Here is a 20,831-nt window from a genome sequence, read left to right on the forward strand (position 1 = left end):
CCACGTGGCGGCGGACATTCCTTCGCTAACCCCCACCGTACGAACATCGTCATCGCCGGAGCACGGTGCAGCGCCGACCTCAATCCCCCAGCATCGGATACGGATTGACCGGCGTCCCTTTCCACCACTGCTTCTCGGCCGTCAGCGCCACCACCGCGAAATGCAAATGCGGCGCGTTCGGATCGGCGTTCCCGCTTGCACCCACGTAGCCGATCAGGTCCCCGCGCTTGAGCTGCTGGCCTTCCTTGATGCCGTCGGCATAGCGCTGCAGGTGGGCGTAGTAATAGGCGTGCTTCTCGCTCGGGTCGAACTGGTACAGCGTGATCCCGCCCGGCTTGCTGTTGAAGAGCTTCACCACGCGCCCGTCGCCTGCTGCGCGCACCGGGGTGCCGGTCGGCGCCATGATGTCGAGCGCCTCGTGATGCCGTTCCTGGCCGCGCGGCTGGTCAAAGGTGTCGGTCAGCTGGGCAAACGCGACGCCTTCGACCGGCACCAGCAGCTTGCCGGGCATGTTGCCGTCGGCCGTGAGTTCCGGCGCCGACGGCGTGCCGGTGGAGGCTTGCGGGGCAGGGCGGATCGGCAGGTCGGCCTCGAGCAGGTCGGTCTGCACCACGGGGTTATCCGGCGTCCCCGTGCCCGCCGCGGGTGCGGCCGGCGGCGCGGGCAGGGCGCCGCCATCGATGACGATCGGATCGGGCGCGTCCGCGATCTGGCGCAGGTAGACGAACAGCCCACCCGCGCCCACCAGCACGCCCAGCAAGAATGTGACCAGCCATCTCATGCCCTACCTCCTCGACGATACGCCCGGCGCCGCGCGCCGGCTGCGGTAATACAAGCCTGCCGTGCCTTTACTGCTGCAGCACGACGTCGGTGCCGGCTCCCACCACCTGGGCCACCGCGGCGGCGCTCCAGTTGGTCAGGCGGATGCAGCCGTGCGACTCGGTCTTGCCGATGAACTTCGGCACCGGCGTGCCGTGGATGCCGTAGTGCGGCTTGGACAGGTCGATCCAGGCCACGCCCACCGGATTGTTCGGGCCGGCGGCGACGGTCGCCTTCTTGTGGCCCGGGTCGGCGTCCCAGAACAGTTTCGGGTTGTAGTTGTAGGTCGGGTTCGGGAACACGCCCTCGATCTTCCAGTTGCCGACCGGGAGCGGGTCGTGTTCGCTGCCGGTCGAGGCCGGGAACTGGGCGATCAGGCGGTCGGCGCCGTCGAACAGCATCAGCACCTTGCGGCTGTCGCTGACCACCACCTTGGCCGCCTGCGGCAGCGGGGCGCCGCCGTGCACGGCCGGCACCAGGATCTGTTCGCCGGCGCGGGTGAAGTCCTTGCCCGGGTTCAGGCGCGCCAGCAGGTCCGGGCTGGCATGGAATTTCTCGCCCAGCCCTTCGAGCGGCGAAGCGTAGCCCAGCTTGTCGAGCTTGGATTTCTCCATCATGTCTTCGGGAATCTTCACGAAGGGGCCGTCGACGTCTTCGCCGGTCAGCACATAGGCGGTGAGGGTGGGCGTGGTGTCCTGGTTCAGCAGGGTCCAGGTGGCGTCGTCGAGCTTGCCGCTGGCTTCGAGGTTGCGGGTCTTCTGGAAGCTGGCCAGGGCCTGGCGCATGTTCGAGCCGTATTCGCCGTCGATTTCGCCGGGCGAGAAATACAGGCGGTCGAGCAGGACCTGGGCGCGCAGCAGGCGCTCGAATTCGGCGCGCGCGGCGGCGGCATCGGCTTGCAGGGGCTGGCCCGGCTGGACGGCGGCGGGTGCTTGCGCGCCTGCCTGCGCACCTGCCTGGGTAGCGGTCGGCATGCGCGGTTGGGCCGCCGGAGCGACCTGGGCGCTGGCAAGGCTGGCGGCGCCGGCACAAGCGGCGAGGAAAAGTGGGGCGATGATTTTTTGCATGGGGCACCTGCGTACGTACTGAAAGAACCCCCAGCGTAGGCGCGCGGCATTTTCCGGTCTGTGCGGAAACGTACTGAGGCATTGCCACCGCGGCGAAGGGGCCCCCGGCGTTACAATCGGGCGTATGAGCCACGACGCCACTTCCCATCCTACGCCGCCCGGCACGATCACGCTGCAACCGCTCCACTGCACCTTCCCGGCCGACGGCAAGACCATTTTGCAGGCGGCCGAGGCCGCCGGCTTCGCGCTGCCCAGCTCCTGCCGCAACGGCACCTGCCGCACCTGCATCTGCCGCCTGGAGAGCGGCGCGGTGCGCTACCTGGTCGAGTGGCCGGGGCTGTCGATCGAGGAAAAGCGCGAGGACTACCTGCTGCCCTGCGTTGCCGTGCCGGTCGGCGATGTGGTGGTCAGGGCGCCTTTGGCGAAGCCGGCGGCGCGCTAGCGGGCGCGGCCGGCTTCGACGGCGCCAGGGCGCGCTCGATGGCGCCCAGCACCTGCGGCCAGGCCGGGGAGGTCGCGGCCACCTCGTCGTAGTGGCTGGCGCCGGGCAGGATCACCACCTCGGCGCGGTCGCCGGCGGCTTGTGCGCGCGCCGCATAGTCGTGGGCCACGCGCGGCGGCGAGATCGTGTCGAGTTCGCCCGTCACCAGGATCGTGTGGCTGCCGTTGGGCAGCAGTTCGGCGGCATTCGTGTCGGCATACACGTCGGGCCTGTCCTTGCTTGGCGTGCCGGCCAGTTCCGGCGTATCGCGGCCGCAATTGGCCTTGATCAGTTCCCGCTCGCGGCGCAAGTCGGCCAGGCCGCCCAGGCTGACCACGGCCCGCACCGGCAGCATCTGCTGGCGGTGCAGTACGCTGCCGGCCGGGATGCGTTGGCGACCGGCAATCCACTGCACCAGCTGGCCGCCGGCCGAGTGGCCGACCGCCACCACGCGCCCGAGGTCCAGCCGGTGCGCGCCGGCCTGGGCCTGCAGTGTGTCGAGGGCGGCATGCATGTCCTGGTACATGCCGGGATAGCCGCCGCCGGCTTCGTCGACGCGCCGGTATTCCACGTTCCACACCGCGATGCCGCGCTCGCGCAGCGCGCCGGCCATGTTGCGCAGCTGGGTGATGCCGCCGAACTTCGCGGTCCAGCAGCCGCCGTGCACCAGCACCGCCACCGGGAAGGGGCCGGCGCCTTGCGGCAGGAACAGCTCGGCGTACTGCGAGGGGGCGGGGCCGTAGGCGACGTGGGCGTCCGGCGCCGGGCCGCTCAGGGCCATGTAGTCGGCCAGCTGCATCGGGGCGGCGCTGGCCGCAGCGGGAAGGACGGCGGAGAGGATCAGGGAACGCAGCTTCATGGTCGAATTGATGGGAAGAAAACGCCACTATACCGGGGTTTCACGCTCGCGCACGATTGAAAACCCTTGCGGTTCTTCCATGCTAGTCTGCGCCAGACGTCAACGTTTTCACCACCACGGAGGACCATGATGAGCCAATCGAAATCGGGCGGCAGCCCGCAGAACAAGCAGTCGGACAACCTGGCGGAAGCAGACCTGCAGAAGAAACGCGCCGGCAAGGAAGACAAGAGCAGCCACGACGACAAGTCGCGCGTGCGTGCCGGTACGGGCGAAGGCGCCGGCGGCGGCGCCAAGCAAAAGCAGAACCACTGAAAACGGCATCAGCCGGCGTCCGGGCAACGCGCTTGCGCTGCCCGGCGCCATGACCCTAGAAAGGACGATGATGGACATCACCGACCCGCGCGCGGACCGCGAGACGCTGCGCGCCCACTCGACGCCCGATCCCGAGCAAACCCCGACCCCGCCGACGATTCCGGTTCCCGACGACGTGCCCGATCCGGCGCACGCCCCGGTTGAGGAACCGGTGATCCCCGATCCGCCGATCCGCGCGCAATAAAAATCGCACTACAACCGCAATAGAAACAGCAAGGGCGGGTTCGACCCCGCCCTCTACTATCTACTAACCTGGCCCTGTCCCGCTCAGGCCTTGTCCTGCTTCTTGTCTTACTTCTTGTCCTGCTTCTCGTCCGACTTCAGGGGCGGGATTTCCTTGATCATTTCCTCGGTTTCCTTTTCGCCCGGCGTTTTCTCGCCGCTGCCGATATCGTCTTCGTGCAGGATGGCGCCGCCCTTGGCTGCCGGGTCGGTGGTCTGGTGACGTGTGTTCATGCTGTGCTCCTTTGCTTGCGAATGTTGGAACAATCCTAACAGTCGTAGCGCGAGACCGGCGCGCGCCATCGATTATGTTGTAATTCACACAAAGTTACAAATATGTTCGGTGCCGAACGTTCCCTGTTTATGGATTTTTTTATAATATCCATTCACGATGATTGAATTTCGGAGTAACACAGATGGGCAATTCCCTGCACAACAAAATCTACCTCGGCCGCAACCGCGGCTTCACCTCGCGCCGCTTCCAGGGCGTGCTTGCCGTGGCCGGCATCGTCGGCGCCGGCCTGGTCTGGATCGCCCTGCGTTCGCTGCGCTGAGCCGCCAGCCGATCGGCAAGGTTGCCCCCGGGCGTCGCGGCGGTTACCATGACGGCCGCAACGAACCTTGAAAGCGGCAATGAAGAACGAAAAACTGACGACCGACGAATACAACGCGCTGGGCATGATCCGTGGCGGCGTGGCCAGCGACCGGGTGAATGCCTGTGTCGGACGCAACGCCAAGCGCCTCGCTGGCCTGAAAATGGTGGCCTACGCCCGCAATGGCCGGCTCGAGCTGACCGAAAAAGGCGAGCAGGTGCTGTTCCTGCGCAGCTGTGTCGAAGCGCTGAAGGCGCTGACGCAGGACCCGGCAGCCGCCGTCGGCGCCGATGTCGCCGGTTTCCTGATGCGCAAGAACCACATCGCCGAGCGCGAAGAAGGTGGTTTCAGCGTGACCGCCAAAGGGCAGGAATCGCTGGCGGATATCCTGGCGCAGGAACCGCGCAGCTGAATGGCTTGAAGGGCGGGCTCGAAGCCGGCCCCGATATCACGCGCGCCGCTCGCTGTTCGCGCGTGACCGTCACACCAGACTAGCCGCGGCGGCGCCGGTGCGGATACACCAGCGTACGCACCGCAATCTCCGCCGGCACGTTCATCGCCGCTAGGAATTCCGCCGCCCGCTGCAAACCCAAAGTCGGGACCGACGCCACGGCCTGGTTCACCAGGTCACGCGTGCGCAGGTCGGTGCGCACCACCCGTGCCTCTGCCTGTGCCTCCGGGCGGGTTTCTACATCTTCCATGTTCATCCACTCCACGTTGCTACGGAAAAGCGCAATTCTAGTGGAATGATGTAGAAATTTCTACAGAGATATAATTTTTTCTACGGATTAAGAACCTATCCCAGTAGGGAGGAGGAAGCTGGCGGCGATGCATGGCAAGCGCGGGCAAGGCGCGAGGAGGCCGCATGGCTAGCCATGCAACGACGAGCAACGCCGCCCCCGCTTGTCAGGCGCGCCGAAAGCGACTCATCCCTACTGGGATAGGTTCTGAGCCGCAGCCGGCTCCGCTTCCGGCGCCGGCCCGATCTCGCTCGCCTGCAGCCCGCGTCCCTCGACCAGCAATTGCTCGAACTCCGCTGCCGGCAGCGGACGGCTGAAATAATAGCCCTGCATTTCGTCGCAGCCGTGGCGGCGCAGGTAGTCGAGCTGTTCGCCGGTTTCCACGCCCTCGGCAATCACGGCCAGTTTCAGGTTGTGGGCGAGGGCGATGATCGAGGTCACGATAGCCTCGTCGTTGGCGTCGCGCGTGATGTCGGCAACAAAACTGCGGTCGATCTTCAGCACGTCGATCGGGAAACGCGACAGGTAGGACAGGCTCGAGTAACCGGTGCCAAAGTCGTCGATCGACAGATTCACGCCGAGCGCCTTCATGCGGTGCAGCAGCTCGACCGCCGGCGTGACGTCGCTCATGAACAGGCTTTCGGTGAGCTCGATTTCCAGGTACTTCGGCTCCAGGCCGGTGTCAAGCAGCACCCGCTCCAGGCCTTCGATCAGGTCCGGTGCGCTGAACTGGCGCGCCGACAAGTTTACCGCCACGCGCAGCTTGTCGAAGCCGGCATCCTGCCAGGCCTTGTTCTGGGCGCAGGCGGTGCGCATCACCCAGGCGCCGATCGGCACGATCAGGCCGGTCTCCTCGGCGATGCTGACGAAACGGCCAGGCGGCACCATGCCCAGTTCCGGATGCTGCCAGCGGATCAGCGCTTCCATGCCGCAGATCTTGCCGGTCTTCATGTCCAGCTGGGGCTGGTAATACAGCACGAACTCGTCGCGCTCGAGGGCATTGCGCAGCGCGCCTTCGATGCGCACGCGCTCCAGCGATTCCTCGTTCATGGCCGGGGTATAGAACTGGAAGTTGTTGCGGCCCAGTTTCTTGGCGCGGTACATGGCGATGTCGGCATGCTCGATCAAGGCGTCGGCGCCCGTGCCTTCGCTCGGGAACACTGCCACGCCGATACTGCAGGTGACGAAGAATTCCTTGGTGCCGAGCATGACCGGCTGGGCCACCGCGTCCATCACGCGCTGCACGATGTCCGGGTTCAGGGTCTGCTCGCCATGCTCGGACAGGATGGCCACGAATTCGTCGCCCGACAGGCGCGCCACGGTATCGAGCTCGCGCAGCGAAGAGCGCAGGCGCGCCGCCACCGTCATCAGCAGCACGTCGCCGGCCTTGTGGCCCATGCTGTCGTTGACGAACTTGAAGCGGTCGAGGTCGATCAGCATGACCCATACCGGATTGCCGCTGCGGGACGCATAGGCCACGGCCTGCTCCAGGCGGTCCTGCAGCAGCGAACGGTTCGGCAGGCCGGTCAGCACGTCGTGCTGGGCCACGTGGTGCACGCGCTGCTCGGTCAGCTTGCGGGCGGTGATGTCCGAGCCGGTGCCGCGGTAGCCGCTGAAGTTGCCGTGCTCGTCGAAGACCGGCTGGCCGCTGACCAGGAACCAGCGCGTGTCGCCGTTGTCGTCGGCCAGCTGGTACTCGAAATTCGTGAACGCCTCGTGCGCCTTGACCTGGGCGATGTGGGCCCGCCCGGCCTCGCTGTCTTCCACGCTGGCCAGGGCTTCCCAGCGCGTCTTGCCGAGCAGGCGGCCGACCGCGACACCGGACTTTTCGGCAAAGCCGCCGGTGATGTTCGTGAAGCGCAGCTCGCGGTCCTGCTCCCAGTACCAGTCCGAGGACATCGCCGCCAGCTGGCGGAAGCGCTGTTCGCTTTGCTGCAGGGCCTTCTCGGTGCGTTCGCGCGCGACCATGTCGTCGACCAGGCGCCGGTTGGTGCGCTTCAGGTCGGCGGTGCGCTTGCGCACCAGCTGCTGCACGCGGCGGGTCCGCACGCTCGAAGCCTGCACCCAGGCCGCGCTGAGCAGGCTGAGCAGGATGCCGCCGGCCAGGATCGCCAGCGAGGCTAGGTGGTCGGCGGCGAAGGGGCGCGGCATGGCGGTGACTTCCACCAGCCAGGGACGGCCGGCCACGTCCAGGGTGCGCGCCAGGCTGGAACGGTGCTGCGGCGCCAGCCAGGCGGCCATGGTGTCCTGCGGCAGCGGCGCGTCGTCGGCGCGCGTGCTGAACACCAGGTTGGCCGGTTCCGGACGCGCCGAGGCGTAGACCGACATCACGATCTGGCTATCGCCCAGCAGGTTGGCCGCAGCCAGGACGCTGCTGACCAGTTCGCGCGCGCGCACCACCGCGCCGGTGTCGCCGACCAGCTTGCCCTGGCTGTCGAACACCGGCATCACGATCTGGAAGCTGGGCTGGGGCTGCGGGTCCTGGATCAGCGGGAACAGGGCGGTGGCGGCGGCGCGGCCGTCGGCCTGCGCGCGCGCCAGGGCCTGGCCGAACTGCGGACGCACGCCCACGTCGAAGCCGAAGGCGGCTTCGTTGCCGCGCATCGGTTCCAGGTAATGGACGATGTGGTAGCGTGCGCGCCGCTCGGCCGGCACGCGCCGGCTGTCGCGCACCTCGCCGATCACCGTGCCCGGCACGATCCGCCCCAGCTCGGCCTCGACCGCGGAACGCTCGGCGTCGTCGACCACGCGGTGGAAATTGAAGGCCTTGATAAAGGGGTGGCGCGCCAGCAGCGGCGAGGTGAAGTCGTGGAACTGCTCGCGCGTCACCGGCGCGCCGAGCGCGAACAGCTGGTTGGTGACGGTGGCCACCTCGACCGCGTCGTGCAGGCCCTGGCGCACGGTGGCCACGCGCTGGTCGGCCCGCTGGCTGAAGGAGAGGGCGAGGTTGTCGTATTCGAGGTGGCTCACGCCCACGAACAGCGCGCACGAGGCGGCCAGGCCGGCCCCGAGGGTCAGGACGCTTGCGCGGGTGAGGGAAAACGACAGGCGACGCACCATGTACTGTTCCAGGAGAAATTTGCTTGCCTAAAGGCACCAAAGCCCGGAAGTGTGTCATAGTTCCGCGCTTTTCGCCAATCACTTCCGCGCCAGGGAGCGCCTGGGTGGACGGCTGTCGTCAGGATCAGACAGGACGGCGTGCCAGCCAGGCAACCACGGCGCGCGCCAGCAGGCGGTTCAGCCAGGCCAGGCGCAGGCCGCGGCTGCATGTCAGGCCTGTCAGGCGCGCATGGCGCCGCACGGCGCACGCCGCCGCTGAGCCTGGCACCGGCCGGCGCGGCGCGCGCAGGGCGAACAGGATGTGGTTGTTGCCGGCGATGCCGGCGAACTGGCAGACCCGCTCCTCGAAGGCGGCATGGATGCGCGCCTGCAGCGCCGCATACTGCGGGTCGTAGCTGAGCAGGTTGGCCACCAGCACGCCGCCGTCGCGCAGGGCGCGGCGGCAGGCCCCGTAGAAGCCGGCGCTGCCGAGTTGCGGTGGCATGCCGCCGGCGTCGAAGCCGTCGACCAGGATCACGTCGCAGCTGCCCGGCGCGGCGGCGATGAAGCGGGCGGCGTCGGCGTGCACGATGCGCAGGCGCGCGTCGTCGGGCGGCACCTGGAACTGCTCGCGCAGGGAGATCACCTCGGCGCTGATTTCCAGCACCGTGATGCGCGCCCGGGGGAAGTGGCGGTAGCAGAACTTGGCCAGCGAACCGCCGCCCAGGCCGACCATCACGATATGGCGCGGCTGCGGCACGAACAGGGCGAAGCACATCATGGCGCGCGAATAATCGAGCACCAGGGCGTCGGGACGCGACAGCAGCATCTCGCTCTGGATATCGCCGGGCACGAATTCCAGCGTGCGGCGGTCGCCGACGGTGCGTACCAGGGGCGGCAGGGGCGGTGCCGGATCGGATTCGGAAGGCATGGCGCCAGTATACCGAGGCGCGCCCGGCGCAGGGCAGGCGGGCGCGGAGCGGGCGGGGCGTCTTGTTTGCAAGCATTAAATTCTGATAAGCTGGCCCTTGCCCTCACACGGAGTTCTTCATGTTCCTGGATCACCCGACGATCACCGCCACCAACAGCTTGACCGAGCCCGACCGCATTGAGCGGCTCAACCGTGTGTACGGCTACGCAATGGCGCTGGCCGACAGCGAGGGCAACGCCGGCTTCGTCGAGCGGCTGACCCAGCTGCACGACCACAAGGGCACCCTGATCGTGTTCTGGAACGAGGCCCCGGGCGAGCACGACCGCAGTTGCTGGGAGCGCGCCTGGGCCAGCCGGGTCGGCGACGGCACGGTCAACGTCGAACACGAATTCTGAATCCCATGATGAACCTCGATTCCACCACCATGGTGCTGGTGCTGGCCCTCGGCAACCTGGCCCTGTGCAGCCTGCTGTTCTTCTTCGACTACGGCGCCGTGCGCGCACCAAGCCTGGCCGGTTGGGGCCTGTCGCGCCAGGTGCAGGCTGCGGCCTGGGTACTGCTGGCGCTGGGTGGCGCGCGCGTGCTGCCCGAGCCGCTGGCGCTGCCGGCCGGCTGGGCGCTGCTGATCGGCGGCGTCGCGCTCGAAGCCGGGTCGCTGTGGGAAGCGGCGAACCGCCCGCGCTGGCGGCGCGCCATGGTGCCCCTCGCCGTGGCCGCGGTGCTGGTGTTCCTGGTCTGCTACCTGATCGACGACATCGGCCTGCGCAACCTGGCCGCCTTGCTGCTGCTGGGCGGCTTTTACCTGCTGGCCGGCGCCGCCCTGGCCCAGGACTGGCGCCAGGCCGGCATGCTGCAGCGCGTGCTGGCGATCGCCATCGCGCTGCTGGCGCTGGTGGTCGCGGCGCGCGGCCTGCTGGTGCTGGTCATGCCCGACGGCTGGCGCTGGCTCTCGCACGAACTGCTGCGCCAGCTCTCCAGCGCGGCGCTCTACCTGCTGATGCTGGCCGGCGCCTTTGGCTGCCTGCTGCTGGCGCGCGAACGACTGCAGGCCGAGCTGGCGCGCCGCGAAACCGTCGACACCGTGGCCGACGTGCCGAACCGGCGCGGCTTCTTCGCCATGCTGGCGCCCTGGATGGCGCTGGCGCGCCGCCCCGGCCTGCCGACCGCGCTGGTGGTGCTCGACCTCGACGGCTTCAAGCGCGTCAACGACGGCTACGGCCACCCGGCCGGCGACGTCGTGCTGCGCCATGTCGCCGCCCTGTGCAAGCGCCAGCTGCGCGACAGCGACCAACTGGCGCGCCTGGTCGGCGGCGAGTTCGCGCTGCTGCTGCCGCGCACCGGCGCCGTCGAGGCAGCCCTGGTGGCCGAGCGCATGCGCGCCGCGATCGAGACCACCCCGGTGAAGACCGAACGCGCGATGATCTCGATGACGGCCAGCTTCGGCGTGACCACGATCCGCGCCGACGACAGCAATGCGATCCTGCTGCAGCGTGCCGGCGAAGCGATGCGCGCGGCCAAGGCGGCGGGGCGCAACCGGGTGATGCAGGCGGAAGAGGGCGCCGTCTGAGCGTTCCGGGCAACCGGACCCACGCGTTCGTTGGCACATGCCGGAATCTGCACGCACGCATTCCCGACGCTGTCACAAACGCCGCTTCCTCCGTCATCTCCCCGTCACAAACCCCCGTCATACTGCGTGCTTACTTGTTAACACGCCCCCGATGACCAATCCGCCTGCCGCAGTGCCCCTGTACGCCGCCGTGGAACTCGGCTCGGACAGCTTCCGCCTGCACGTGGCCAGTGTCGAGGCGGGCCGGGTGCGCGTGGTGGCCACCCTCAGCGAACCGGTGCGCCTCGGCGCCGAACTCGAGGCCGGCGGCAGCATCGGCGCCGACGCCATGCGCCGCGCCCTCGATTGCCTGGAGCGCTTTCGCGCCGTGCTGGCGCTGTGGGCGCCGCGTGCGGTGCGCGTGGTGGCCACCGCCGCGCTGCGCAGGGCGCGCAACGCAGCGGCCTTCGTGCCGGCGGCGGCGGCCGCAATCGGTCATCCGGTCGACGTCATCGGCCCCGAGGAAGAAGGGCGCCTGGTCTACCTCGGCGTGGCGACGGCGCTGGGGAGCGGGCTGGAAGGCGCGCAGGAAGATGCCGGCCAGCGGCGCCTGGTCCTCGACATCGGCAGCGGCTCGACCGAGCTGGTGCTGGGGCAGGGCGAGCGCATCGAGCGCGTCTATTCGTTCGGCGTAGGCGCGCTGCGCCATGGCCTGACCTTTTTCGGCGACGGCATCGATCCCGGCGCCTTCGATGCGGCGCTGGAATCGTCGCGCAGCCGCTTCGCCGACGCCGGCGCGGCGCCCGGCATGCGCGGCTGGCGGCGCGCCCATGGCGCCTCGGGCAGCGTGCGTGCGCTGGCGGAACTGGCCGACGCCCTGCTGGGACCGGCGCCCAGCCTCGATGCCGGACGCCTGTACGCGCTGCGCCGGGCGGCGATCGAGGACGGCGGCCTGGCGCGCGTGGCGGCGCAGTGGCCACAGGGAGGGCGGGCGGCGCAGGTGGCCGGCGCGCTGGCGATGCTGGTGGCGCTGGTCGAGGAACTCGGCATCGACGAGGTGGCGCCGGTGCAGGCGGGACTTCGCGCGGGCGTGATCCGCATGCTGCACGCGCGCTGCGAGGGAGAAGCACCCGGCAGGACACCCTACCGGGAATGCGTGTGATCGACTATATTGTTTACCTTGTTAAGCAGTGGAATACCCAATGAGCAGAAAACCGGTTCCCGACGCGGCTGAATCCAGGCCGTCGGCACGAACAAAACAGGGCGCGGCGGCCAAGCCGGCGCCGAAAACCGCCAAGGCGCTGAAGGCGGCTGCAGCCGACGTGGCGGTGGCCAAGGCCGGCGCGAGAAAAACCAAAGGCGAAGCCAAGGCCGTACCGAAGGCCGCAGCCCCCGAGCCGGCAAAGCGCAGCACCAGGGCGGCGCCGAAAGCCGCCGACAAGGCGCAGGCGAAAGCAGTCAAGCTGGCACCTAAGGCTGGCAAGAGCGTGACGGCGAAGGCGCCCGCCAAGCCCGCCGACAAGGCGTCCGCACCCGCCAAGGCAAAGGCAGTCGCAAAACCAGCTGCAACGCTGGCCGTAAAATCGGCTGCAAAACCGGCCACCAGGGCGCCCGCCCGCAGTGCCGCCCGCAGTACTGCCGCTGCGCCCGCCACGGCGGCCAAGACCGCGGCCAAGGCCCTGGTCAAGGCAGGCGGCAAGGCCAGCGTACGCAACGTGCAGGCGCCGGCCGCCGAATCGGCGCGTCCTGCGCTGGTGCGCGACAGCTTCACCATGCCCGAGCAGGAATACGGGGTGCTGGCCGACGTCAAGCAGGCTTGCCTGAAGGCCGGCTTCGAGGTCAAGAAGAGCGAGCTGCTGCGCATCGGCGTGGCGCTGGTCGGCCGCCTGGATATGGCGACCCTGCGCCAGGTGCTCGACGGCCTGCCCCAGCTGAAGACCGGACGCCCGCCCAGCCAGTAAGCATGCTCACTGGCTGGCTTGCTAGCTGCCTTACTCTCTTCCGCTAGTGGATGGAAGCGCTGGTCAGCTCCTTCAGTTCGCGGATCGGAATGTTCGACTTTTCGTGCATGCGCAGCAGGATCGTGGCGCCGACATTCAGCTTGCGGTGGCGGATCTTGCTGATGATCGGGGGCTGGACTTCCAGCACCCGGCACAGTTCGGCGTCATTCTTCAGATGCAGCTTTTCGATGAGGGTGTCGAGCAGCTTGTTGGGGACGAAGCTCGACGGCTCGAGGGCGCGCGCGCGGTGCATCGCGGCCAGCATTTCCTGTTTTTTTTGGCGTACGTTCATGTACTCCTCCAAATACTGAATCTGGTTGAGGGGACAGGACCGTCTTGGATGCGCCCGATGTTGTGTTAGCTTATGCGTGCGGGTCGTTGTGATATTACTACGCCCCTGCGCAGTACGACGCACTTTTCGCACGTAACGTGCGGCATCATCGTTCTTTCTGCCAGGAACTTGCGAACAAAGGCTCAGGCGGCTTGCAGCCCGGAACGGGTCAGCAGCAAGACCTGGTCCGCCATCTCGGCGGCGGCGTGCGAGTGGGTGACCATGATGGCGCCGGCGCCGGTCGCCTTGATTTCGCTGCGCAGCAGGCGCAGGATGCCTTCGGCCGTCTCCGGGTCGAGATTCCCGGTCGGCTCGTCGGCCAGCAGCAGGGCGGGCCGGTGCACCAGGGCGCGCGCGATCGCCACCCGCTGCAGTTCGCCGCCCGAGAGCTGGCGCGGGAAGTCGCCTCCGCGCCCTCCCAGTCCCACCGCCGCCAGCATGTCGTCGGCACGCACGCTCGAATCGCGGTTCAGCAGCAGCGGCAGCGCCACGTTCTGGCGCAGCGTCAGGTGCGGCAGCACATGGAAGGCCTGGAAGATGAAGCCCATGCGCGTGCGCCGCAGGCGGGTGGCGGCATCGTCGTCGAGCGCCGCCATCGGCTGGCCGTCGACCAGCACCTCGCCGCTGTCCGGCGCATCGAGTCCCGCGATCAGGTTCAGCAGGGTCGACTTGCCCACGCCCGATTCGCCCATGATGGCGATGAACTGCCCGGATTCGAAACGGTGCGACAGACTAGCCAGGACGGTGCGTCCGCCATAGGTCTTGGTGAGGTCGCGCAGTTCGAGCATGGTATCTACCGGGTAAGGGTGCGCCGCAGCGCGAAACTGATCGCATCGACCAGGGCCACCAGCAGCAGCATGGCAAGGATGACGGTGGCCGCGCTCGGCATCTGGAACAGCGACAGGTGGTACTTCAGCATCTGCCCCAGGCCGCCGGCGCCGACCACGCCCAGCACGGCGGCGGCGCGGATATTGTTCTCCCAGCGGTACAGGGTGTAGGACAGCATCTGGGGCAGGGTCTGGGGCAGGGTCGCGTAGAAGAAGGCGGCCAGCGCGCCGGCGCCATTCGTGCGCAGCGTCGCTTCCGGCAGCGGCGCCGCGTTTTCCAGGGCGTCGGCGAACAGGCGCCCGAGCACGCCGGCGGTGTGCGCCGCCAGCGCCAGGGTGCCGGCGAACGGCCCCAGGCCGGCGGCAACCAGCAGCAGCGCCGCCCACACCAGTTCAGGGATCGAGCGCAACACGTTCAGCACCAGGCGCACGGCGCCGCGCGGGGCCGCGCCCCAGCGGCCGGACGCCGGCAGCGCCAGCACCAGGCCGGCGGCCACGGCCAGCAGGGTGCCGAGGGCCGACATCGACAGGGTCTCGATGGCCGCGTCCAGGGTCTTCATCAGGAAGGGCGTGGCCGTTTCCGGCGGCGCGAAGCCGGCCAGGAACTCGGCCATGGTGCCGGCGGCGTCGGGCGTGAAGAAGGCGGCGAGGTCGAGCCGTAGCGTGGCGAAGCTGGCGACCACCAGCGCGGCCAGCGCCAGCAACAGCAGCGGCGTGCTCCAGGAGCGGGGTGGCGGCGAAGGTGGCATCTGGCGCGCTTCGCTCATCCCAGCCTCCGGCGCAGCAGCGTGGACACCAGGTCGGCGGCGGCCACCAGCAGCACGAACATCAGCAGCATGGTGGCGACTTCGCCGCCGGCCATCATCTTGGTCGATTCATCCATGCGCTGGCCCAGGCCGCCGGCGCCGACAAAGCCCATGATGGCCGAGCCGCGGATCGCGCATTCCCAGCGGTAGACGGTGTAGGAAACGAGTTCGGCCGCGGCCTCAGGCAGGGCGCCGTACAGCAGGGCCGCCAGGCGCCCGCTGCCGTTGGCGAGCAGGCTGTCGCTGGCGTGGGCATCGCTCGACTCGAGGATTTCGGCGTACACCTTGGCCAGCATGCCGCAATAGGTGAGGGCGATCGCCAGCACGCCGGCGGTCGGGCCCAGGCCCACCACGCGCACGAACAGCAGGGCCCAGACCAGTTCCGGTACGCTGCGCAGGAGCACCAGCACCCAGCGCACCGCCTGGCGCAGCAGCGCGCTGGTGCGGCGCATGCGGCCGGTGCCCAGCAGCGACACCGACAGGCGCTCGCTCACCAGCAGGGTGGCGGGAATCGCGCCGAGCAGGGCCAGGAACAGGCCGCAGGTGGCGATCGCCACCGTGATCCAGGTTTCGCGCAGCACCATCGCCAGGAATTCGGCGGAGTGGGCGGGATGCAGGAAGTCCGACAGGAAGCTGCCGGCCGCGGCCAGGCTTTGCAGGTCGAACAAGATCCAGGGCTTGAATTCGCTGTAGACCAGCATCGGCCACAGCAGCACCAGGCCCAGGCCGCAGGCCATCAGGCGGCCACGCCAGGCCGGGTCGGGATGCAGAGGGGATGACGAAATCTGAGACGGCACGTATCGGATTCCAGGAATCAGAAGCAGGCGCCGACCGCGATGCGTTCGGGCGTCTCGTGCAGGTGGTGTGCGGGCGGCGCCGGCGTTTCGTTGGCGTAGAGGGCGGCGATCATCTCGTCGCTCACCTGCTCGCGCGGCAAATCGAATACGATGCGCCCGGCGCGCAGGCCGACGATGCGCGCGAAATGGGCGCGCGCCATCTCCACCTGGTGCAGGCTGCACACCAGCGTGGCCTTGCGCGCCGCCGCCTCGCCCTGCAGGGTGGCGAGCGTGAGCTGGGCCAGCGCCGGGTCGAGCGCCGAGATCGGCTCGTCGACCAGAAACGCTTCGGCGTTCGACAGCAGCAGGCGCGCCAGGCTGCAGCGCTGGCGCTCGCCGCCGGACAGGCGGTCGACGCGCGCGTACAGCTTGTCGCCCAGGCCGAAGCGCGCCAGGGCATCGTGGGCGGCATCCGGATCGGCCGGCCTGAACAGCGAGGCCAGGGCCTGGCCCAGGCTCCACTGCGGCAGGCGCGCGGCGAGCACCGCGGTGACCACGCGCTGGCGCGGCGGCAGCGGCGGCGTCTGCGGCGCCAGGAACAGGCGCGCACGCAAGGCATGGCGCGCGCGCTGCGGCAGGGCCCACGGGTCCTGGCCAAAGGCGCGGAAGCCGCCCTCGGCCGGCTGGTGGGCCAGCGCCAGGGTGGACAGCAGGGTGGTCTTGCCGGCGCCCGACGGCCCGATCAGCGCCAGCTGCTCGCCCGGCGCAATGGCCAGGTCGAGCGCCTGCAGCGCGGGCGCGCGGCTGCCGGTCAGGTGGCGCACCGTGAGTTGCTCGAGCGTGAAGGACATCGGCAAGATCCCGTACGGCAGATTACTTCAGCAGGCCGGCATTGCGCGCGGCTGCTTCGATCGCCTTGTAGTTCTCCGGCTTGGTAGCGATGAACTTGGTGGCGCGCTGCAGGTCCAGGATCTGCTTGCCTTCAGGCGTGGAATCGTCCAGGGCCAGGAAGGCGTCGCGGATTTTCTTTTGCAGCGCCGGGTTCATGTCCGAACGCACCGACCAGTTGTAGTCGTAGTAGCCGGGCGTGGTGTAGAACACGCGCACGACTTTCGGGTCGACCTTGTTCGCTTCGACCAGCTTTTCCCAGACCGAGATGTTGAGCGCGCCGGCATCGACCTTGCCGCCGGCAACCGCGGCGACGGTGGCGTCGTGCGCGCCCGAGAACGAGATGCGCTTCAGGTCGGTGTCCGGGTTGATCTTCGCGCCGAGCAGGAAGGAACGCGGCATCAGGTGGCCCGAGGTCGAGGATTCCGAGCCGAACGACAGGGTCTTGCCCTTCAGGTCTTCCAGCTTGTTGATGCCGGGCTGGGTGGTGACGAAGACCGAGCGGAATTTCTCGTCTTCGGCACGCTGCACCAGCGGCGTGATCTGGCCCTTGCTGCGCACGTTGGCCTGCACGAAGGTGAAGCCGCCGAACCAGACCATGTCGAGCTTCTTGTTGACCAGGCCCTCGACCGAGGCGGCGTAGTCGGTCACCGGGGTGAACTCGACCTTCAGGCCGGTGGCCTTGGCCAGGTAGTCGCCCAGCGGCTTGAACTTGCGCTGCAGTTCGGTTGGCGCTTCGTCGGGAATGGCCGACACTTTCAGCACGCCGGGCGTGTTCTGGGCCGCGGCGCCGGGAGCGGCGAACGCGAAGGAGACGGCGACGGAGGCTGCGAGCAGCGATTTGATGGCAGAGATGGGCGACATGGACATGGCTTTCTTATTGGTTGGGTACGGATGACGGCCGTCCGCACGCTTGCGCGGCAGGCGGACGCGGAGATTCGGCGCTTCGGGCTATGATAGCAAAAAGGGCAACATCCCCAGGCCAGGGCGCATCCGGCGCTTCGGCGGCACGAATGATAAACCTTATGATGACCTCCTGCACGACCGACACGCCCGAAACCCTGGCCAATGCCCACGTTCCCGCCGAGCTGTACGACGGCCTGGGCGCCCGGCACGCCACGATTTCGCCGAAATTCCTGTACGACGCGCTCGGCTCCAAGCTGTTCGAGGCCATCTGCGAATTGCCGGAATATTATCCGACCCGCACCGAAGCGGCGATCTTCGCACGCCATGGCGCCGAGATGGCGCGCGTGGCCGGCCTCGGCAGCACCCTGGTCGACCTTGGCGCCGGCAACTGCGCCAAGGCGGCCTCGCTGTTTCCGCTGCTGCGCCCGAGCCAGTACGTGGCGATCGACATTTCCACCGAATTCCTGCACGACGCCCTGAACCGCCTGCGCCAGCGCTTCCCGCACATCGCGATGGAGGCGCTGGGCCTGGACTTTTCCAGCGGCCTCGAACTCCCGAGCAATGTGCGCGCCGAGAAGCGCCTGTTCTTTTATCCCGGCTCGTCGCTGGGCAATTTCACGCCGCCGGAAGCGCGCGCTTTCCTGCGCCGCCTGCGCCGCAACTGCGGGCCCGACGGCGGCCTGCTGATCGGCATCGACCTGGTCAAGGACAAGGCCGTCATGGACGCCGCCTACGACGACGCCCTGGGCGTGACCGCCGCCTTCAACCTGAACGTGCTGCGCCATGTGAACACCCTGCTCGGGGCCGACTTCGACATCCGCGGCTGGCGCCACGTCGGCTTCTACAACGAGGCCATGGGCCGGGTCGAGATGCACCTCGAAGCGAAGACGGCGCAGCGCGTGCGCTGGCCGGGCGGCGGGCGCGATTTCGCGGCGGGCGAGCGCATCCATACCGAGAACAGCTACAAGTACCGCCAGGCCGATGCCATTAGCCTGCTGGAAACGGCCGGCTTCGAGGCAACCCGGGTGTGGACCGATCCCCACTGTCCGTTCGCCGTGATCCACGCGCAGGCGGCCGGCTGAAAGTTCGTATGTCGCACCATCGCATGCCGCAAGATTTTCACACCGTCCGCCAGCGCTCGCTGCACCTGGCCGAGCCGCTCTCGAGCGAGGATTGCTGCGCCCAGTCCATGCCCGACGCCAGCCCCATCAAATGGCACCTGGCGCACACCACCTGGTTCTTCGAGACCTTCATCCTGGAGGCGATGGAAGAGGGCTTCGCGCCTTTCCACCCCGCCTTCCGGGTGCTGTTCAATTCCTATTACAACGGCGTCGGCGCCAAGCATCCGCGCCCGCACCGGGGCCTGCTCACGCGGCCGTCGCTGGACGAGGTGCGCGCCTACCGCCGCGACGTCGATGCGCGCATGGCGCGCCTGCTGGGGCAACGGGCCGGCGACGCCCGCCTGGCCGAACTGGTCGAGCTCGGCCTGCAGCACGAGCAGCAGCACCAGGAGCTGATGCTCACCGACCTCAAGCACCTGCTGGCCCAGAACCCGCTCTATCCGGCGTATGCCGCCGACCCGCTCGGGGCCGAGGCGCCGCCCGCGCCCATGGAATGGATCGCCTGCGCCGGCGGACTGGCCGAGTTCGGCTTCGACGGCCGCGGCTTCTGCTTCGACAACGAACTGCCGCGCCACCGCGCCTACCTGGCGCCCTTCGAACTCGCCTCGCGCCTGGTAACCAACGGCGAATACCTGGCCTTCATCGAGGCCGGCGGCTACCGCGACCCCAGCCTGTGGCTGGCCGAGGGCTGGGACAAGGTGGCGGGCGGCGAACTGGCGCAGCCCTTCTACTGGCGCCAGGACGAGGACGGCCGCTGGCACGAATTCACCCTGCACGGCCTGCTGCCGCTCGACCCGGCGCGCCCGGCTACGCATTTGTCGCTGTACGAAGCCGATGCCTATGCGCGCTGGTGCGGGGCGCGCCTGCCGACCGAGTTCGAATGGGAATTCGCCGCGCGCCAGGCCAGCATCGAGGCGGGGCGCTTCCATCCTGGCGCCGCCGCAAACAGAGGGCCGGGTGCGGGACTCAGCCAGATGTTCGGCGCTTGCTGGCAATGGACCAGCAGCAGCTACGCGCCGTATCCCGGCTATGCGCCGGCGCCGGGCGCCATTGGCGAATACAACGGCAAGTTCATGGTCAACCAGTACGTGCTGCGCGGCTCGTCGTGCGCCACGCCAAGCGGCCATGCGCGCGCCAGCTACCGCAACTTCTTCCCGGCCTTAGCGCGCTGGCAATTTACTGGAATCAGGCTGGCGCGATGATACGGCTGCGCTGGCAGTCGGTGCGCCGTGCGCGCATCCGCATCCTGAACCGGCGCGCGAATGCCTATATCCTTTCCCATCCGCTGGCCTTTACCCTGAGCTGCCTGCGCGGCTTCCGCGCCAACCAGGGCTTGCTGCTGGCCGGCGCCGTGGCCTATTACGCGCTGCTCTCGATCGTGCCCTTCCTGATGCTGGTGGTGGTGGCGCTGTCGCACTTCATCGACCAGGCCGAGCTGCTGGAAACCCTGCGCCGCTACCTGGAATTGCTGGTGCCGGGCCAGTCGCGTTCTATCGTGGCCGAGGTCGCCAACTTCCTCGACAACCGCGACCTGATCACCTGGGTGCTGGGCGTGACCATGCTGTTCTTCAGTTCCTTCGCCTTCACGGTGCTGGAAAACGCGATGAGCGTGATTTTTATCCACCGCGTGGCGATCCGGCGCCGCCACTTCCTGGTGTCGGCGGTGCTGCCTTACTGCTACATCCTGGCGCTGGGCTTCGGCGTGATGCTGGTGACCCTGGTGGCCGGCACCCTGCAGGTGATGGGGCGGGAACACGTCGACCTGCTCGGCTACAGCTGGTCGCTGGGCGGGGTGTCGGGGGCGCTGCTGTATCTACTGGGCCTGGGCGGCGAGATCCTGGTGCTGACCTCGATCTACCTGGTGATGCCGGTGGGCCGGCTGTCGCTCTCGCATGCGCTGGTCGGCGGGGTCACGGCGGCCCTGCTGTGGGAACTGGCGCGCCACGTCCTGGTCTGGTACTTCTCGACCCTGTCCCAGGTGAACGTGGTATATGGCTCGATGACGACCGCCATCGTGGTCATGTTCAGCCTCGAGATCGGCGCCACGCTGCTGCTGTTCGGGGCCCAGGTGATCGCCGAGTACGAACGGGTCGGCAAGGGCAAGCCCGAGCGGGCACAGCCGCTGTCGACGGCGGCGTGATCCGGGGCGGGGCTTTGCGGTAGCTCAATTTCCAGTAGGAATAGAAATGGCACATTCGTTCTTGCGCCCGGCTAACACCGGGCCATGTTCAACGGAACGGGAGATGTCATGGATCAGGGCGTATTCCTCGGTTTGCCGGCGCCGGTCGTCTTGGCTTTCGCCGCATTGCTGTTGCTGCTGGTGCTGGTTGCGCATGCCTTGCATGGCTTGCGCAAGCCGGCGCCGGTGCGCCGCCCGGCGGCGCACGGGCGCCACCGGCAGGACGCTGGCGGCTGATTTTCAACTTAGCAAAAAAAAGCCCGGGTGTTTCCACCCGGGCTTTTTTTTGCAAGCACGGGCGCCGCAGCGCCCGTGCCCTGTACTTATT

The 20,831-nt window shown here is 68.2% G+C and carries 26 protein-coding genes; 13 read left to right on the top strand and 13 right to left on the bottom strand.

Annotation, left to right across the window (positions count from 1 at the left end):
* Window positions 1-79: 79 nt before the first annotated feature.
* Together ACWYRN_RS18345 and ACWYRN_RS18350 are read right to left on the bottom strand one after the other, a co-directional pair.
* On the bottom strand, window positions 80-781 hold the full coding sequence (locus ACWYRN_RS18345; RefSeq protein WP_488689009.1) for a M23 family metallopeptidase: 702 nt from the start codon (window positions 779-781) through the stop codon (window positions 80-82).
* Between the two features lie 67 nt (window positions 782-848).
* Window positions 849-1,886 (bottom strand): L,D-transpeptidase family protein, encoded by a 1,038-nt coding sequence (locus ACWYRN_RS18350; RefSeq protein WP_488689010.1) that lies wholly within the window; start codon window positions 1,884-1,886, stop codon window positions 849-851.
* Between the two features lie 124 nt (window positions 1,887-2,010).
* On the opposite strand from ACWYRN_RS18350, the gene ACWYRN_RS18355 reads away from it, so the two are divergent.
* Window positions 2,011-2,328: a 2Fe-2S iron-sulfur cluster-binding protein gene (locus ACWYRN_RS18355; RefSeq protein WP_488689011.1), complete on the top strand. Its 318-nt coding sequence runs from the start codon at window positions 2,011-2,013 to the stop codon at window positions 2,326-2,328.
* Here the strand turns inward: ACWYRN_RS18355 and ACWYRN_RS18360 are convergent.
* On the bottom strand, window positions 2,294-3,226 hold the full coding sequence (locus ACWYRN_RS18360) for an alpha/beta hydrolase (RefSeq protein ID WP_488689012.1): 933 nt from the start codon (window positions 3,224-3,226) through the stop codon (window positions 2,294-2,296). The genes ACWYRN_RS18355 and ACWYRN_RS18360 overlap by 35 nt on opposite strands.
* 129 nt (window positions 3,227-3,355) lie before the next feature.
* On the opposite strand from ACWYRN_RS18360, the gene ACWYRN_RS18365 reads away from it, so the two are divergent.
* Both ACWYRN_RS18365 and ACWYRN_RS18370 read left to right on the top strand, forming a co-directional pair.
* Window positions 3,356-3,538 (top strand): hypothetical protein, encoded by a 183-nt coding sequence (locus ACWYRN_RS18365; RefSeq protein ID WP_488689013.1) that lies wholly within the window; start codon window positions 3,356-3,358, stop codon window positions 3,536-3,538.
* Window positions 3,539-3,587: 49 nt separating this feature from the next.
* Entirely contained in the window at window positions 3,588-3,782 is a 195-nt protein-coding gene (locus ACWYRN_RS18370; protein WP_488689015.1) for a hypothetical protein, read from the top strand.
* Window positions 3,783-3,889: 107 nt separating this feature from the next.
* Here the strand turns inward: ACWYRN_RS18370 and ACWYRN_RS18375 are convergent, their stop codons facing one another.
* Window positions 3,890-4,054, bottom strand: a complete 165-nt coding sequence (locus ACWYRN_RS18375; RefSeq protein WP_488689016.1) for a hypothetical protein — start codon at window positions 4,052-4,054, stop codon at window positions 3,890-3,892.
* A 182-nt stretch (window positions 4,055-4,236) separates the two neighbouring features.
* Here ACWYRN_RS18375 and ACWYRN_RS18380 point away from each other — a divergent pair, with 182 nt between their 5' ends.
* Together ACWYRN_RS18380 and ACWYRN_RS18385 are read left to right on the top strand one after the other, a co-directional pair.
* Window positions 4,237-4,374: a hypothetical protein gene (locus ACWYRN_RS18380; protein WP_229434963.1), complete on the top strand. Its 138-nt coding sequence runs from the start codon at window positions 4,237-4,239 to the stop codon at window positions 4,372-4,374.
* A gap of 79 nt (window positions 4,375-4,453) precedes the next feature.
* The gene (locus ACWYRN_RS18385) at window positions 4,454-4,825 is read left to right on the top strand and encodes a hypothetical protein (RefSeq protein ID WP_229434965.1); all 372 of its coding nucleotides are present in this window, start codon (window positions 4,454-4,456) and stop codon (window positions 4,823-4,825) included.
* A gap of 79 nt (window positions 4,826-4,904) precedes the next feature.
* On the opposite strand, the gene ACWYRN_RS18390 is transcribed toward ACWYRN_RS18385, so the two are convergent.
* From ACWYRN_RS18390 to ACWYRN_RS18400, 3 genes are all read right to left on the bottom strand, one after another.
* Window positions 4,905-5,114 carry a hypothetical protein gene (locus ACWYRN_RS18390; protein ID WP_488689017.1) on the bottom strand — a complete coding sequence of 70 codons (210 nt, stop codon included), beginning with the start codon at window positions 5,112-5,114 and terminating at the stop codon, window positions 4,905-4,907.
* Window positions 5,115-5,345: 231 nt separating this feature from the next.
* Entirely contained in the window at window positions 5,346-8,213 is a 2,868-nt protein-coding gene (locus ACWYRN_RS18395) for a bifunctional diguanylate cyclase/phosphodiesterase (RefSeq protein ID WP_488689018.1), read from the bottom strand.
* Between the two features lie 124 nt (window positions 8,214-8,337).
* Window positions 8,338-9,123 (bottom strand): fused MFS/spermidine synthase, encoded by a 786-nt coding sequence (locus ACWYRN_RS18400; protein WP_488689019.1) that lies wholly within the window; start codon window positions 9,121-9,123, stop codon window positions 8,338-8,340.
* Window positions 9,124-9,242: 119 nt separating this feature from the next.
* Between ACWYRN_RS18400 and ACWYRN_RS18405 the strand changes: the two genes are divergently transcribed.
* The 4 genes from ACWYRN_RS18405 (at window position 9,243) to ACWYRN_RS18420 (ending at window position 12,630) form a co-directional block, all read left to right on the top strand.
* Window positions 9,243-9,518 (top strand): hypothetical protein, encoded by a 276-nt coding sequence (locus ACWYRN_RS18405; protein ID WP_229434972.1) that lies wholly within the window; start codon window positions 9,243-9,245, stop codon window positions 9,516-9,518.
* A 5-nt stretch (window positions 9,519-9,523) separates the two neighbouring features.
* Window positions 9,524-10,690 (top strand): GGDEF domain-containing protein, encoded by a 1,167-nt coding sequence (locus ACWYRN_RS18410; RefSeq protein WP_488689020.1) that lies wholly within the window; start codon window positions 9,524-9,526, stop codon window positions 10,688-10,690.
* Between the two features lie 151 nt (window positions 10,691-10,841).
* Window positions 10,842-11,831, top strand: a complete 990-nt coding sequence (locus ACWYRN_RS18415) for a Ppx/GppA phosphatase family protein (RefSeq protein WP_488689021.1) — start codon at window positions 10,842-10,844, stop codon at window positions 11,829-11,831.
* A 40-nt stretch (window positions 11,832-11,871) separates the two neighbouring features.
* Window positions 11,872-12,630 (top strand): hypothetical protein, encoded by a 759-nt coding sequence (locus ACWYRN_RS18420; RefSeq protein ID WP_488689022.1) that lies wholly within the window; start codon window positions 11,872-11,874, stop codon window positions 12,628-12,630.
* 43 nt (window positions 12,631-12,673) lie between these two features.
* Here the strand turns inward: ACWYRN_RS18420 and ACWYRN_RS18425 are convergent, their stop codons facing one another.
* The 6 genes from ACWYRN_RS18425 to ACWYRN_RS18450 all read right to left on the bottom strand — a co-directional run bounded on the left by ACWYRN_RS18425 (window position 12,674) and on the right by ACWYRN_RS18450 (window position 17,167).
* Complete coding sequence (locus ACWYRN_RS18425) at window positions 12,674-12,961, bottom strand: hypothetical protein (RefSeq protein ID WP_229434978.1); 288 nt, start codon at window positions 12,959-12,961, stop codon at window positions 12,674-12,676.
* A 182-nt stretch (window positions 12,962-13,143) separates the two neighbouring features.
* Window positions 13,144-13,788 (bottom strand): ABC transporter ATP-binding protein, encoded by a 645-nt coding sequence (locus ACWYRN_RS18430; RefSeq protein ID WP_488689023.1) that lies wholly within the window; start codon window positions 13,786-13,788, stop codon window positions 13,144-13,146.
* Window positions 13,789-13,793: 5 nt separating this feature from the next.
* Window positions 13,794-14,594 (bottom strand): phosphonate ABC transporter, permease protein PhnE, encoded by an 801-nt coding sequence (gene phnE / locus ACWYRN_RS18435; protein WP_488689024.1) that lies wholly within the window; start codon window positions 14,592-14,594, stop codon window positions 13,794-13,796.
* On the bottom strand, window positions 14,591-15,370 hold the full coding sequence (locus ACWYRN_RS18440) for a PhnE/PtxC family ABC transporter permease (RefSeq protein ID WP_488692842.1): 780 nt from the start codon (window positions 15,368-15,370) through the stop codon (window positions 14,591-14,593). The genes phnE and ACWYRN_RS18440 overlap by 4 nt, the downstream gene beginning before the upstream one ends.
* A 77-nt stretch (window positions 15,371-15,447) precedes the next feature.
* Complete coding sequence (locus tag ACWYRN_RS18445) at window positions 15,448-16,260, bottom strand: phosphonate ABC transporter ATP-binding protein (protein ID WP_488689026.1); 813 nt, start codon at window positions 16,258-16,260, stop codon at window positions 15,448-15,450.
* A 22-nt stretch (window positions 16,261-16,282) separates the two neighbouring features.
* Window positions 16,283-17,167: a putative selenate ABC transporter substrate-binding protein gene (locus ACWYRN_RS18450; protein WP_488689028.1), complete on the bottom strand. Its 885-nt coding sequence runs from the start codon at window positions 17,165-17,167 to the stop codon at window positions 16,283-16,285.
* A 155-nt stretch (window positions 17,168-17,322) separates the two neighbouring features.
* Between ACWYRN_RS18450 and egtD the strand changes: the two genes are divergently transcribed.
* The 4 genes from egtD (at window position 17,323) to ACWYRN_RS18470 (ending at window position 20,740) form a co-directional block, all read left to right on the top strand.
* Window positions 17,323-18,285, top strand: coding sequence for an L-histidine N(alpha)-methyltransferase (egtD, locus tag ACWYRN_RS18455; RefSeq protein WP_488689029.1), 963 nt, complete (start codon window positions 17,323-17,325; stop codon window positions 18,283-18,285).
* An 8-nt stretch (window positions 18,286-18,293) separates the two neighbouring features.
* On the top strand, window positions 18,294-19,526 hold the full coding sequence (egtB, locus tag ACWYRN_RS18460) for an ergothioneine biosynthesis protein EgtB (protein ID WP_488689030.1): 1,233 nt from the start codon (window positions 18,294-18,296) through the stop codon (window positions 19,524-19,526).
* A complete protein-coding gene (locus tag ACWYRN_RS18465) occupies window positions 19,523-20,464 on the top strand; it encodes a YihY/virulence factor BrkB family protein (RefSeq protein ID WP_488689031.1) in 942 nt (313 codons plus the stop codon). The genes egtB and ACWYRN_RS18465 overlap by 4 nt, the downstream gene beginning before the upstream one ends.
* Window positions 20,465-20,572: 108 nt before the next feature.
* Complete coding sequence (locus ACWYRN_RS18470) at window positions 20,573-20,740, top strand: hypothetical protein (RefSeq protein WP_488689032.1); 168 nt, start codon at window positions 20,573-20,575, stop codon at window positions 20,738-20,740.
* Window positions 20,741-20,831: the final 91 nt, after the last annotated feature.

It is taken from the genome of Massilia sp. BAP21 (genome assembly GCF_057801335.1).

Coding starts and splice junctions, on each gene's coding strand:
- ACWYRN_RS18345 (WP_488689009.1), bottom strand. CDS start 781: ATGAGATGGCTGGTCACATTCTTGCTGGGCGTGCTGGTGGGCGCGGGT.
- ACWYRN_RS18350 (WP_488689010.1), bottom strand. CDS start 1,886: ATGCAAAAAATCATCGCCCCACTTTTCCTCGCCGCTTGTGCCGGCGCC.
- ACWYRN_RS18355 (WP_488689011.1), top strand. CDS start 2,011: ATGAGCCACGACGCCACTTCCCATCCTACGCCGCCCGGCACGATCACG.
- ACWYRN_RS18360 (WP_488689012.1), bottom strand. CDS start 3,226: ATGAAGCTGCGTTCCCTGATCCTCTCCGCCGTCCTTCCCGCTGCGGCC.
- ACWYRN_RS18365 (WP_488689013.1), top strand. CDS start 3,356: ATGAGCCAATCGAAATCGGGCGGCAGCCCGCAGAACAAGCAGTCGGAC.
- ACWYRN_RS18370 (WP_488689015.1), top strand. CDS start 3,588: ATGACCCTAGAAAGGACGATGATGGACATCACCGACCCGCGCGCGGAC.
- ACWYRN_RS18375 (WP_488689016.1), bottom strand. CDS start 4,054: ATGAACACACGTCACCAGACCACCGACCCGGCAGCCAAGGGCGGCGCC.
- ACWYRN_RS18380 (WP_229434963.1), top strand. CDS start 4,237: ATGGGCAATTCCCTGCACAACAAAATCTACCTCGGCCGCAACCGCGGC.
- ACWYRN_RS18385 (WP_229434965.1), top strand. CDS start 4,454: ATGAAGAACGAAAAACTGACGACCGACGAATACAACGCGCTGGGCATG.
- ACWYRN_RS18390 (WP_488689017.1), bottom strand. CDS start 5,114: ATGGAAGATGTAGAAACCCGCCCGGAGGCACAGGCAGAGGCACGGGTG.
- ACWYRN_RS18395 (WP_488689018.1), bottom strand. CDS start 8,213: ATGGTGCGTCGCCTGTCGTTTTCCCTCACCCGCGCAAGCGTCCTGACC.
- ACWYRN_RS18400 (WP_488689019.1), bottom strand. CDS start 9,123: ATGCCTTCCGAATCCGATCCGGCACCGCCCCTGCCGCCCCTGGTACGC.
- ACWYRN_RS18405 (WP_229434972.1), top strand. CDS start 9,243: ATGTTCCTGGATCACCCGACGATCACCGCCACCAACAGCTTGACCGAG.
- ACWYRN_RS18410 (WP_488689020.1), top strand. CDS start 9,524: ATGATGAACCTCGATTCCACCACCATGGTGCTGGTGCTGGCCCTCGGC.
- ACWYRN_RS18415 (WP_488689021.1), top strand. CDS start 10,842: ATGACCAATCCGCCTGCCGCAGTGCCCCTGTACGCCGCCGTGGAACTC.
- ACWYRN_RS18420 (WP_488689022.1), top strand. CDS start 11,872: ATGAGCAGAAAACCGGTTCCCGACGCGGCTGAATCCAGGCCGTCGGCA.
- ACWYRN_RS18425 (WP_229434978.1), bottom strand. CDS start 12,961: ATGAACGTACGCCAAAAAAAACAGGAAATGCTGGCCGCGATGCACCGC.
- ACWYRN_RS18430 (WP_488689023.1), bottom strand. CDS start 13,788: ATGCTCGAACTGCGCGACCTCACCAAGACCTATGGCGGACGCACCGTC.
- phnE (WP_488689024.1), bottom strand. CDS start 14,594: ATGAGCGAAGCGCGCCAGATGCCACCTTCGCCGCCACCCCGCTCCTGG.
- ACWYRN_RS18440 (WP_488692842.1), bottom strand. CDS start 15,370: ATGGCCTGCGGCCTGGGCCTGGTGCTGCTGTGGCCGATGCTGGTCTAC.
- ACWYRN_RS18445 (WP_488689026.1), bottom strand. CDS start 16,260: ATGTCCTTCACGCTCGAGCAACTCACGGTGCGCCACCTGACCGGCAGC.
- ACWYRN_RS18450 (WP_488689028.1), bottom strand. CDS start 17,167: ATGTCCATGTCGCCCATCTCTGCCATCAAATCGCTGCTCGCAGCCTCC.
- egtD (WP_488689029.1), top strand. CDS start 17,323: ATGATGACCTCCTGCACGACCGACACGCCCGAAACCCTGGCCAATGCC.
- egtB (WP_488689030.1), top strand. CDS start 18,294: ATGTCGCACCATCGCATGCCGCAAGATTTTCACACCGTCCGCCAGCGC.
- ACWYRN_RS18465 (WP_488689031.1), top strand. CDS start 19,523: ATGATACGGCTGCGCTGGCAGTCGGTGCGCCGTGCGCGCATCCGCATC.
- ACWYRN_RS18470 (WP_488689032.1), top strand. CDS start 20,573: ATGGATCAGGGCGTATTCCTCGGTTTGCCGGCGCCGGTCGTCTTGGCT.